At 71.6% G+C, this 12105-nt stretch carries 11 protein-coding genes and 1 pseudogene; all 12 read left to right on the forward strand.

Going from position 1 to position 12105, the window contains the following annotated elements; genetic code table 11:
- Positions 1 to 84 (forward strand): annotated as a pseudogene (locus ABZ342_RS27210) (flavodoxin-dependent (E)-4-hydroxy-3-methylbut-2-enyl-diphosphate synthase); the annotation flags it as partial.
- Positions 85 to 146: 62 nt separating this feature from the next.
- A complete protein-coding gene (locus ABZ342_RS27215; RefSeq protein WP_360478506.1) occupies positions 147 to 476 on the forward strand; it encodes a hypothetical protein in 330 nt (109 codons plus the stop codon).
- 132 nt (positions 477 to 608) lie between these two features.
- Positions 609 to 1793 carry a hypothetical protein gene (locus ABZ342_RS27220; RefSeq protein WP_360478509.1) on the forward strand — a complete coding sequence of 395 codons (1185 nt, stop codon included), beginning with the start codon at positions 609 to 611 and terminating at the stop codon, positions 1791 to 1793.
- A 140-nt stretch (positions 1794 to 1933) separates the two neighbouring features.
- The gene (locus ABZ342_RS27225) at positions 1934 to 4324 is read left to right on the forward strand and encodes an FtsK/SpoIIIE domain-containing protein (RefSeq protein ID WP_360478512.1); all 2391 of its coding nucleotides are present in this window, start codon (positions 1934 to 1936) and stop codon (positions 4322 to 4324) included.
- A gap of 659 nt (positions 4325 to 4983) precedes the next feature.
- A complete protein-coding gene (locus tag ABZ342_RS27230; RefSeq protein ID WP_360478515.1) occupies positions 4984 to 5625 on the forward strand; it encodes an HNH endonuclease family protein in 642 nt (213 codons plus the stop codon).
- Positions 5626 to 5648: 23 nt separating this feature from the next.
- Complete coding sequence (locus tag ABZ342_RS27235; protein WP_360478518.1) at positions 5649 to 5951, forward strand: hypothetical protein; 303 nt, start codon at positions 5649 to 5651, stop codon at positions 5949 to 5951.
- Positions 5948 to 6901, forward strand: a complete 954-nt coding sequence (locus tag ABZ342_RS27240) for a bifunctional DNA primase/polymerase (RefSeq protein ID WP_360478521.1) — start codon at positions 5948 to 5950, stop codon at positions 6899 to 6901. Before ABZ342_RS27235 ends, ABZ342_RS27240 begins: the two co-directional genes overlap by 4 nt.
- A gap of 22 nt (positions 6902 to 6923) precedes the next feature.
- The gene (locus ABZ342_RS27245; RefSeq protein ID WP_360478524.1) at positions 6924 to 7721 is read left to right on the forward strand and encodes a hypothetical protein; all 798 of its coding nucleotides are present in this window, start codon (positions 6924 to 6926) and stop codon (positions 7719 to 7721) included.
- Between the two features lie 80 nt (positions 7722 to 7801).
- A complete protein-coding gene (locus ABZ342_RS27250; RefSeq protein WP_360478527.1) occupies positions 7802 to 8290 on the forward strand; it encodes an RRQRL motif-containing zinc-binding protein in 489 nt (162 codons plus the stop codon).
- Positions 8291 to 8308: 18 nt separating this feature from the next.
- The gene (locus ABZ342_RS27255; RefSeq protein ID WP_360478530.1) at positions 8309 to 9022 is read left to right on the forward strand and encodes a DUF4417 domain-containing protein; all 714 of its coding nucleotides are present in this window, start codon (positions 8309 to 8311) and stop codon (positions 9020 to 9022) included.
- Positions 9022 to 10107 (forward strand): hypothetical protein, encoded by a 1086-nt coding sequence (locus ABZ342_RS27260; protein ID WP_360478533.1) that lies wholly within the window; start codon positions 9022 to 9024, stop codon positions 10105 to 10107. The genes ABZ342_RS27255 and ABZ342_RS27260 overlap by 1 nt, the downstream gene beginning before the upstream one ends.
- A gap of 201 nt (positions 10108 to 10308) precedes the next feature.
- Positions 10309 to 11898 carry a hypothetical protein gene (locus tag ABZ342_RS27265; RefSeq protein ID WP_360478536.1) on the forward strand — a complete coding sequence of 530 codons (1590 nt, stop codon included), beginning with the start codon at positions 10309 to 10311 and terminating at the stop codon, positions 11896 to 11898.
- Positions 11899 to 12105 lie beyond the last annotated feature (207 nt).

Genomic DNA, 12105 nt, shown 5'->3' on the forward strand with positions numbered 1-12105 from the left:
TACGAGCTGCTCGCCGAGCAGTGCACCTACCCGCTGCACCTCGGCGTCACCGAGGCGGGCCCGGCGTTCCAGGGCACGATCAAGCCCGGCCCGCACCCGCCACCGCGCCGCCGACGACGACCGGCAGCAGCAACCCGGCCGGCTGGTTGCGGGACGCGCTGGCCGACGCGGCGCGCTCCCAGATCCGGGACTGGAACCACCACCACCGGCAGTGGCGCGACGAGATCGCCCGCAACGCCGCCGCGCTCAACCGGGCGGCGGCGCTGCTGTCCGGGCCCGACCGCGCGGCGCTGAACCACATCGCCGGCACCGCCGCGGCCATCACCGACGACCAGATCAGCCGCGCCGCCGAAGCGGACACGCGGGCCAAGCGACCCAGTAGCACCGCCGCCCGCCTCCTGGCCCTCGGTGACCGCCTGACCGCGCTCACCACGAAGTACGAGCGCGCGGGCGTCATCCGCGTGACCCGCTCCTAGCAACGCCGCATCGAACCTGCTCGGTTGGCGGCCCCGCACCGCGGCTTCACTGCCGCCCCCGATGACTGACCACTGTGGATACCCCGCGCCCGGACGTGGCGCGGGGTGTCCCTCTTACCGGAAGAGGTTGACATGAGCTGGCAGGAGGAACGTCGCGCGACCTTGGCGGCGAAGGCCGAACAGGCCCGGCTGGATCAGGCCGCGGCCACCGGCGACGACATCGCGCGGATGAAGGCGGCGAGCGACGTGGCCCGCGCCGACCGCGAGCAGGCCGCCGAACTCGCGCGCCAGGCGAAGGAGGCCGCCGCCGCCAAGCGCAAGTTGCGCCGCGCCGACCGCGCCCAGCGCTGGGCAACGATCGCCGCGTTCGCGCGGGGCCACGTCGTGGACGGGCTGATCTACAGCATCGCGGTGGTGTCGTTCGTGATGGCCGCGTCCGCGATGGCCGGCTACGGCGCCGACGTCTACGCCTCCGGCGTGGGCCGGCTGCTGCCGCTGATCACCGAACTGGGCATGTGGGCCTTCGCCGTCTCGGTCCAGATCGTCCGCCGCAAGGACCGAACCCGGTCGGTGTGGGGCCTCAAGGTCGGGGTGTGGGTGTTCGGGGCGCTCGCGTTCGGCACCAACGCCGTGCACGGCCTGGCCCGCGGCTGGGACGCGATGGTGATCATGGGCGTGGTGTCGGTGGCCGGCGTCATCGCCCACCAGTTGGCGATCGCCGACCCGCCCCGCTCCCGCGCCCAGCGGGCGGCGGACAAGCTCGCCGCTGCCCAGGTGGCCAAGACGAACGCGGCGGCGCGCGCGGCGCTGAAGATGGCCACCGCCCAGATCGACGCGGACGGCAACGCCCGCCTCACCTTCGCTCCCGGCACGTACAAGGTGAAGCGGGGCCGCCTGATCCCGGTGACGCCGGACCCGGACGTCCCCGGCCCGCCGGACGCCCTGGACGCGGCGATCGCGAACCTGCTCGATTCAAGCGGCCCGGCCACCGGCCCGGACCGCCACGGCGACGCGAAGCCCGACACCGAGACCGGGAGTGGGGTCGCCACCGCCGACAAGCCCGGGCACCCGGACGGCACCAACCCGGACCGGTCCGCGTCGCGTCCGGCGCCGCGCACCAGCGGCCGGGTCGACCGGTCCCGCCCGACTGGGGACGCGCACATGGCGATGCTGCGCAAGCGGCTGGACGACGCCGTCGCCGCGGGCGAGCTGGACCCGGCCACGGCCACCCCGTACCGGATCGCGAAGACGATCCGCTGCGGCAAGCCCGCCGCGAAGAAGCTGCGCGCCGAACTCGACAACCCCGCCCAGCCCTGACCGCACCGACCCGGCATCTCGCCGGTCTGGTCCGGCCCGGCCCGAACACCCGCACCCGGGGTGTTCGGGCCGGGTCCGGTCCGCACCGGACCCGCCGCACGAACCCCGGCCGCGGAACCGAAGAAAGGACCACCCCAGCCATGACGCAGGACACCACGACACCCCCCGGGACCGGGGACAACACCACGCCCGACCCGCACACGACCGGCCCGGACCACACCGCCGACACTGGTCCCCGGACCGGTCCGGAGAACAATTCCGACGGCGGTCCCGACGGGTCCGGCACCGTCGTCCCGTTCCGCCGCCCGGACCCCGGAACCGGCCAGCAGACGATCGAGGGAGAGGTACTCGAACCCGGCACCGAGATGACCGTCGGGACGGTCCGCCAGACCTGGGGAACCCGGGTCGTGCGCGGCACCGGCCGGGTGCTCGCCGGGCCCTCGGATGAGACCCGAGCGCGACTGGCGGAGGCCACCGTGGAGTTCTCGCACACCGCCGGGCACCGGATCGGGACCGGCACCCGGACCGGCGCCCGGGCGGCCGGCCGCGGGTGGCGCTTCACCCGCCGCCACGCCTCGATCATCGGCAAGGGCATGGAGGCCGCCCGGCAGCGCAAGCGCGCGGACCGGGACAACACCGACCTCAAGGCCGCCCGCGCCGAAGCCCGCGTGTCCGGTGACCACTCCGCAGTGGAAGCCCTGACCCGGCAGTACAACGAGGGCCGGCACGTCACCGTCGACACGATGCGCAAGTGGGCCGAACTGCTCTGGGGCGTCGCCTGGCGCACCGCCGCCGCGCTCGGGGTGCTGTTCGTCGTCTCGGTCGTCGTCGGCCTGGTCAACGGGCTGGGCCGCTGGCTGGGCGAGTTCAACGCCACCGACGTGCTCGCCGTCTGGCGCGGCGGCCTGGCGTTCGCGTGGGCCGCCGGCGTGTTCGTGGTGACCTGGTGGTGGGCCATCCCCACCGCCGCGGCGCTGGTCAAGCTCTCGCGCTGGTGGCGCGACGGCAACCGGCTCGGAGACCAGGTTCTGCCTGTCCACCTGCGGAAAGAGGCCACCCGCAACCTGCGCGTGGAGCTCTCGGAGTCCGCGGTGGTGGCCGCGCTGGCCAACATCAACAACGGCAAGCTGAATACGTCCATTAAGGACGGGTGGCCCAACCGCGACACCGACAACGCCTGGGTGCAACCGCCGATGATCGACGGAAAGGGCTGGTCAACGAAGATCCGGCTGCCCCAGGGCGCGCCGGTGAAGGCGATCGACAAGGCCAAGGAGATGCTGTCCCACAACCTCGGGTGCCGGCCCATGGAGCTGTTCATCCGCGCCGACGAAGACGACCCGACGGTGCTGGACCTGTTCCGCCTCAACCCGGGCGCCCTGCGGGACCCGGTCGATGCGTATCCGCTGGTCAACGAGGGTGCCACCGACTACTGGACCGGGTTCCCCGTCGGGGCGAACCTGCGCGGCGAACCGATCGTCGCGGACATGCCCGAACGCAACTTCGTGATGGCCGGCGCGCCCGGGTCGGGCAAGTCCACCCTGATGATCACCCTGGCGACCGGAGCGATCCTGGACCCGCTGGTGGACGTGGACGTGTTCGTCTTCGCCGAGAACAACGACTACGAGGCCCTGAAACCGTGCCTGAAGACCTACTCGCCGGGCGCGGGGGAGGACAACGTCAACGCCGCCCTGGACCACCTGCAAGCCCTCTACGACGACCTGACCGAACGGGGCCGGCTGCTGCAGAAGCACAACGTGTCCAGCGTGCTGGAGGCCGGACGGGAGATCGTGGCGAAGGAGCCGGGGTTGCGGCCGCGGATCGTGGTGCTGGAGGAGTGCCAGCGGCTGTTCCGCCAGGACAAGGCCGAAGAGCGCAAGCGGATCGTGAACCTGGTGATCAACCTGTTCATGGCGAGCCGCAAATACGCCGTCCACCTGGCGTTTCTCACCCCCAGCCCGTCGGATCAGAGCCTGCCGCGGGACCTGGTGGCGATGTCGACCAACCGGGCGTGCGGGGCGGTCAACGGCAACAAGGCCCGCAACAACGCCGTGCTGGGCGAGAAGGCGCACGAGGAAGGGATTTCGGCGCTGGACCTGCGGCCCAAGACGAAATCCGCGCTGAACGACTGCGGGACGCTGGTCACCGTCGGGTTCATGGACGAACCCGGCGCGCTGCGCAGCTACTTCCTGTCCGAGCCCCAGAAGGCCGCCATCGTCGCCCGGGCGCTGGAGGCCCGCGGCGGCAACACCGCCACGGCGGAGGTGGAAGTGGTGCGGGACCCGCTCGCCGACATGCTCGCGGTGCTCACCGAGATGACCCCGCGCGAGGGCGAGGCCCACCCCCGCGCGGCGGCCGTCGCCGCGGCGCTGGCGGCCCGCTGGAACCACTACAGCGGGTGGCAGATCAAGCAGGTCACCGACCTGCTCGCCACCTACGGCTACAAAGTCCCGACTACTGACCGTCAGTACCCGGTCGACCCGACCCGGGTCGCGGACGTCCTCTCCGCCCGGGACGCCGTCGGCGCGGAATGAGCCCGCGCGGGTCCGCTCGCACCCACCGAATCCGGGGGTGCGGGCGGCCCCGGCTGGCCCGACTCATCCGGCTCATTCGCCTCATTCCGGCGCATTCGCGCTGATCAAGCCTCTGAACAGGCAACTCATCCGCAAAATGAGCCAGCTCATTTGCTTTTGCGAAACTCATCCGTCGGCTCATTGGCGGCTCATCCGCCGCCCGGCTGCCGCCCCGACCTCGCGACGCCGCACACGCCGCACCCGATTGCTACGCAAGGTAGTCGCCGAGCGGCATGCGTGACGTCCGCCCGGCACCGTCGCCGGGCGCCCTCGCCGGTCACTGATTGTGAAAGGACGGCCCTGATCGTGACGACTTCGCGCGCTCTGCGTCTGCCCGCCCATGCCCACCACGGGGCGCCACCGCCGCGGACGCGGTGGGGCTGCCGCTCCTGCAGCGCCCGCAACCGGATGCGCCAGCGGGTCTGCCACCGCTGCTGCCAGACCCGCCCCCGCCACTAACCCGACTGTCAGGAAAGGACACCCATGGACACCACCAGCCCCCGGGGCCGCAACCGCAACAACCCCGACCTGGCCCGCCCCGGCGGGCTCCACGACGCCATCACCCGGGCCCAGGCACCCGGGCCCGCGCCGGCACCCAACGCCCCACGGAGGCACCGACGATGATCCGCACCCTGACCGCACTCACCCTCACCGCCGCCATGGCCACCGCGGCGACCGGATGCCAGCACACCGGCGACACAGACGCGGCGGCCGCCGCCGACGGCCGCACCGCCGACCGGATCGACCTCGACGCCGCGCGCGCCGATCTCGCGGCGCTGCAGGTGGCCACCGAGGACACCGGCAACCACTACCGCCGCGAGGACTGGCCGCACTGGGACCGCGTGGCCGGCGAGTGCGACGCCCGCGAGAACGCGCTGCGCACCCAAGGCCGCGACGTCACCACCGGCCCACACTGCACCGTCACGGCCGGGACGTGGACCTCGCCCTACGACGGGGTCACCGTCACCAGCCCGGACGCGCTGGACATCGATCACATGGTGCCGCTGGCCGAAGCCGCCCGCTCCGGCACGCGGGCATGGTCGCGCGCGGATCGGGAGCGCTACGCCAACGACCCGGCCGTGCTGGTCGCGGTGACGGCGAAAACCAACCGCGGCAAGGGCGACCAGGACCCGGCGCGCTGGCTGCCCCCGCTCGATCACTGCACCTACGTCGCCCGCTGGATCGCCGTCAAACACGCCTACGGGATGACCGTCGACCGCGCCGAACGGGCCGCCATCACCGGCGTGCTCAACCACTGCTGAACCCCCCGGAGTGGTGAGGCGGCATGGGCAAGAGCGAGACCCGGTACAAGCCGAGCGAGATCACCGCATGGCTGACCGACACCGCCGGGTTCGACCCCGACCCGGCCGACCGGGCCGGACGGGTGATCGCCGCGGCCTGGAACGACTGGGAGTTCTACGCATCGGCCACCGGCCCCGCGCTGATCACGTGCCTGCGCGCGAACCGGCGTCCGGTGACCGAGGTCGACCGGCTCGCCGACGCGCTGGCGCGGGCGTTCGGAGTGCATCTGCACGACGTCGAGGCCTGGGATCCCCGGCCCGACTGGCGAAAGGGGCAAGACCCATGAGTTCGACACACAGCGGATCGGCGGCGCTGGCCGGATTGCGCGCGGCGGCGCTGGACATCGCTGGCAGGGGGTGGAAAGTCTTCCCCTGCCGCCCCGGGACGAAGGCCGCGCACTGGCACAAGCTCGCCGACTGCGCACAGGCCGGCGCCTGCACCGGCGGGCACGTCACCCCGGAACAGCTGGCGTCGGCCGACCTCGACCGGGTCGCGGCGAAGTGGTCGGAAGGTCCGTTGTGGAACATCGCGGTGTTCCCCGGCCCGTCGGGGCTGTTCCTGCTCGACTGCGACCAGCCCAAGCCCGGCCACAAGGGCGAGCACGACCCCGACGGCTGGATCCAGCTCGAGGACCTCGCCGCGGCGCGAGGCGGGCCGCTGCCCGACACCTGGACGGTGGAAACCCCTACCGGGGGCCGGCACCTGCTCTACGCTGCCCCGCCCGGATGTTCGCTGCGCTCGACGGTGAAACACCTCGCCTCGAACGTCGACACCCGCGGCTGGGGCGGCTACGGCCTCGCACCCGGGAGCCTGCTCCCGGAAGGCGGCTACCGGCTGCAGGACGACACCGCGCCCGTCCTGTTGCCGGGGTGGTTGGTCCAGGCCGCCGTCGAACGCGCGCCAGCGGCCATCTCCGGGCGACACGAGAAGCCCGTAGCCGCCCCGGACGCCTACACCGCCGCCGCCGTGCGGGGCGAGACCGACCGCGTGCGTGCGGCGCAACCAGGCACCCGCAACAAGGTCCTGTCCACCGCCGCCTACGCGCTGGGGCAGCTGGTCGGCGCGCGGCTGCTGGACGAGGACTACGCGCGGGCCGAACTGCGGGCCGCCGTCGCCAGCTGGAACACCTCCGACTCCGCCGTCAAGGACGACGGTGTCATCGACACCGCGCTGCGGGCCGGGGCCGACAACAAACGCCGCGTCACCCCGCGATCCGGCCGGCGCCGGGCCGCCTGAACCCGAGGAAGGAAATCCCGCTGTGACGACCACTGCCGAGACCTACACCCGACGCGCTCGCGACATGGCCCGCGTCGCCGCCTACCCGCGCACGATGATCCCACCGGAGAACAACACGTTGCGGGCGACGATGACCGCCCACCCCGATGGGCGCGCGCCCGCCGTCGGAGAAACCACCGCGGTGCCCGGGCTGCTGCTGACCCCGTACACCGGCGGGACCCCGGTGCGCTACACCGGCTTGTGGTGCCTGACCCACGCCGCGTCCGGGGTGAAGGTCACCCGGCCGGCCAGCCACGCCCACACCCGCGAGGCCGTCGTCTGGTTGCAGCGCGAAGGCGTGGACTGGGACCGGCCCGCCGCTGTCTGTCAGGACGACGACCGGATCGAAGCCGCCTACTTCGCGCTGCACCACCTCATGGGGGATGCCTGTCTGGAGGGGCGGCCGCTGCTGTACGCGCGTGCGTCGTGGGTGGCGGCGGCGCCGCGGTGGCGGATCCGCTACCGCGGCCGGATCTCCACCGGCACCTACCCGACGTGGGCGGCCGCCGCCGCGTTCGCGGACTACGCGTGCACGGTCCCGGCTGGTCAGCTGCACCTGCACCCCGATGCAGAGATCGTCCGCGATGTCACATCGCCCGGGTGGACGCTGCGCTGCGCGTCGATCGCCTGCTCGGATGGGAGCTTCCTGGCCGACTGGAGAGACGAGTGTGAGGCCGTGGGCCGCCGCGGTGATCTCGAAGACCTGGCCGACGACGAGGGCTGGCGCGCGCATCCGGATGGCTTCTGGACGTGCTGGGAGTGCACCCACAACTACCACTGACCACATCGGACACGTGAGGGCCGGGCACCGCGTGGTGCCCGGCCCTCACGCTGTCCTGCCCCGTGAACGGAGGAGCCGTCATGGCACGGAAGTATCCGTGGGTGCTGGCCCCGGTGCCGTGGTCCCCGGATCCGGAGTTCACCCGGGGCCGCTGGCACGGCAAACCCCTGCTCTCGCACCACACCGCACCGCGGAACCTGCTCGCCACCCGCCGCCAGCTGCGCGCGCTCGGGAAACGCCCGGGCGGGCAGGATCCGGTAGCGTTCCTGTACTTCCGCTGCCGCAAGGCCGCCAAGATCGTGCACGCCAACCTGTACCTGATCGCCGACGCGAAACCGGTCCGGCCGATGACCCCGGCCCGCGCCGCCGCACTCGAGCGGGCGATGGCCGCCCGCCGCACCTGCCGCGAGTGCGGCGAAACCGGATGGGCGGAACTCCCGCGGGCGCACCGCACCTGCGAAGCCTGCCTCTACCACGCGGGCCTCGATCCCAGCTCCTACTTGCACGACTACCTGATCGGCGAACCCACCTTCGACGCCGCCGGCCACGCCGCGCTGGCCGCGTCCTGACCCCGGGGAGGAAACCCGATGTCCCTCACCACCGACGACACGCCCGCCACCGCCAGACCCGGGCCGCAACTCGGGTTGGGTGGAACCCGCAGCAGCCACCGGTGGGCGAGCGTGCCCGGCAACTTCGACAAGCTCAACTGCCGCGCCCTGTGGCCCACCGACAACGACTGGGGCATCCCGCTGTTACCGCGAGCGGAGTTCGTACCTGCTCGGTTGGTGGCCTACACCGACCGGCACGCCACGGCCACCGCCGGCCCGGGCGCGGCGGTGCATTTCTTCCTCGACGACTATCGGTTCGAGGTCGTCTGGTCCAAACCCGAGCGTGGCTTGTCCCGTTGCCGCACCGTCGGCGCGGCGCTCACCCCGGACTTCAGCCTGTACCGGGACATGCCGCTGGTGATGCAGCAGTGGCAGGTCTACCGCTCGCGCTGGTGCGGCGCCTGGCTGGGCCACCACGGCGTCACCGTCGTCCCCACGATCAGCTGGTCCACGCACGACTCCTACCCCTTCGCCTTCGCCGGCATCCCGACCGGCTCGGTGGTCGCGGTGTCCACGGTCGGGGTGTGGCGCGACCCGGTGGCCCGCGAGCTCTTCGCGGCCGGCTACCGCGAAATGCTGGACCGGCTGAACCCGGCGGTGGTGCTGGTGCACGGCAAGCCGCCAACCGAGCAGGTCCAGGCCGGGACGCCGGTGCGGTGCTTCCCGTCGCGGTGGGACGGCGGTGACCGGTGATGGGCGGGCGAGGATCCTCGCTGGGCAAGGGCCGCGGTGGTGATCTGGGCGGCGGCGGTGGTCGGGGCATGGACGGCATGGGAGGTCCGGCCGCGGACGCCCCCAGCGATGCGGAGGTCGAAGCCACCGTGCGGGAGGCATTCCACGCGGTACTCGCTGCCAAGGGCGACCCCGACATCAAATGGGTCACCATCGCTGACCTGCGTGCCCAGCTCCCCCCGGACGTCGACCGGGCCACCGTCGACCGCGTGCTCGACAAGATGATCGAATCTCCCGACGTGGACATCAACCCGGCGCTCAACCGGAGAATCCTGACCGACCAGGAGCGGGACGACGCCGTGGACATCGGTGGCGAACCACGGCACCTGATGAGGATCAGCGGCCCGGCCGACTCAGGCGGCGAGTCCGGCGAGCCGCTCGCCTCCGAGCAGAACCGGGCCGGGACGGCCGCCGCACCGTCCCGGCTGGTGTCGGGCGAGACGTCGCAGGCTCCGGTGCTGCCGAACGACTGGGGCACCATCAGCAAGGCCGACGGCATCAATTTCCATGATGACGGCCAGATCGGGACGGCGATCAAGAACATGGGCACCGACGCCCGCATGGACGTCGATGGCGAACCGGTCGCCAACGTCCTCGGACGTGTCGCCACCGACGTCGTCACCGGCCGCCGCACCGCCGCGGAAGGTGTCGAGGCGTACAAGGAGATCCGTGACCGCCTGCCCGTGGGCAGCGAAGCTCGCCAGAACCTGGACTTCGCGATCACGCGCATCGACGCCCCCGCCAGCGCGCCGCCCGAGGTCCCCGCCGGGGCACCCGAGCCGCTCAAGAAGCTGATGGACGAGCTGCACTCGATCCCGTTGCTGCGACGCGACCCTCAGGAAACCACGAAGCTGCAGGAGATCCTGCGGGAGAACTTCGATGACGACGCTGACGACGGGCCGATCCACGTGCGCAGCCTCGCCCGGGAGCTGCGCGAGCTCAACGGGGTACGACACGAAAGCGACGGCGACGCGGGCAAGTTCGACGTCAACCGCGCCGTCGACCGAGCCATCGACGCACTCACCGAACGCGAGCAACGGTCCTGACCGGACCTGCTCGGTTCCTGACGACATCACCATCCCGCGTGCCCGGCCCTTTTCGTGCTCATCGTCCGAAAGCGAGCTAGCCCACCGCGCACCCGAGCAAGGCGCGCCGTGGGACGAAGACGGCGCCCCCACCGCTGCCTGACCGACTGACTACCGCCGCGTCACGCGGCGGTGCACCACCTGCACCAGGAGGACACGCCCATGGCCACGACTCCGGAAAGCACACCGAACCGAGCACGTCCCCTGTGGCCGATCGGCGACGGGGGCCGCCCACTGCTGCGCATCGGCGAGGACCCCGAGGCGATCCGGGTTCTGACCGCCGCGCTCAACGACCGCATCGTGCCCGACACCTACGTCTCCGACGGTGCCCCCGTCGTGGTGGAGGAGATCTCCGGAGCGGCGGGCCCGGCCACAGGAGACGACGACGTGGCGTTGCCGATCACCGCGTCGGTGCTCAAGCCACCGCTGCTGGCCGGGCTGCTGGCTGAGCACACCCAGATCATCCAGTCCAAGAACAAGGGAGGCGACGAAGAGGTGACGCCCGGGCGGGACGTGCTCGGGGCGGTGCTGGCGCGGCAGCACTGGCCGGGGCTGCCGGTGTTGCGGCGGATCATCTCCACGCCGGTGATCCGCCCGGACGGCACCTTGTTGCAAAAGCCGGGCTACGACCCGGCGACCGGGTTCTACCTCGCGGCCAACGACGACCTCGCCCCGATCCCGGACCACCCCAGCCCGGAGGAAGTGACGGCGGCGCGGGAGTTTCTGCTGGACCGCTTCCTGCGGGACTTCCCGTGGCGAAGCGACGCTGACCGGGCGAACTACATGGCCCTGTTGGTGACCCCGCTGATCCGGCCCTACACCCGCGCGTTGTCGCCGTTCGGGATGATCGAGGCGTCCATGCCCGGCTCCGGCAAGACGATCCTGACTGGGTGCGTGGGGCTGCTGGTCGGGCAGAAAGTGCTGACCTGGAACGACTCGGAAGACGAGCTGCGCAAGCTCATCACCACCGTCCTCGCCGAAGCCGCCGGCGTGGTGGTGTTCGACAACCTGACCGAGGGATCGGTGGTCAAGTCGGCGACGCTCGCGCGGCTGATGACCGAGCGGACGTGGTCGGATCGCCGGCTGGGCACCAACGCCGCGGCCACCTACCCGAACGACCGGCTGTGGCTGGCCACCGGCAACAACCTGCACACCGGCGCGGACATGGCCTCGCGCACGGTGTGGGTGCGGCTGGACCCGAACTGTCCCCGCCCGGAAGCCCGGACCGGGTTCACGATCCCGAACCTGGACTCCTGGATTCTGGACCCGGTCAACCGGGCGACGGTGTTGCGGCACGTGCTGATCCTGATTCTCGACTGGACCATGCACGGGGCACCGACGGCCACCGCGGTCCCGCAGATGCGGCAGTTCACCGCGTGGGCCCGTCAGCTGGGCGGGTTCCTCGAACACCACGGCATCGGCGGGTTCCTCGCCAACGCCGCGGCCAACCGGGACCTGGACGACGACAACGCCGAATGGCGCTCGTTCCTGCTCACTTGGCGCGACATCAACGGCGACCGGGCGCTGACGGCCAAGGAGCTGACCGTCAGCGGGCAGGACAGCATGGTCGGCACCGACGTGTGGGACGGGACGTTCCCGACCAACGGCGCCGGCCGTCCGCTCACCACCAAGTCGCTCGGTCGTTTGCTGGCAGGGCATGTGGACCGCTGGCACGGCGACGTCGTGCTACGCAGCGTGCTCGAAAGCCACAAGAACGTCCTGACCTACTGGGTTGAGAAGGACGGTTCGTAGTCACAACAGGGGAGAAGAAACCCGCAAACCCGCAAACCCGCAAAAGATCTTGTTCTAGCTCTCTGACCAGCGAAAATAAGGTCATGATCGTTTGCGGGTTTGTCGCGGGCACCGGACCCGCAAACCCGCAAACCCGCCGATACGCGGGCTCAAACCCGCAAACCCGCAGACTAACCCGCCAGCAGATCCGCAGGTCAACGGCCACTT

It is taken from the genome of Amycolatopsis sp. NPDC005961 (genome assembly GCF_040629235.1).
GTDB classification, from domain to species: Bacteria; Actinomycetota; Actinomycetes; order Mycobacteriales; family Pseudonocardiaceae; genus Amycolatopsis; species Amycolatopsis camponoti.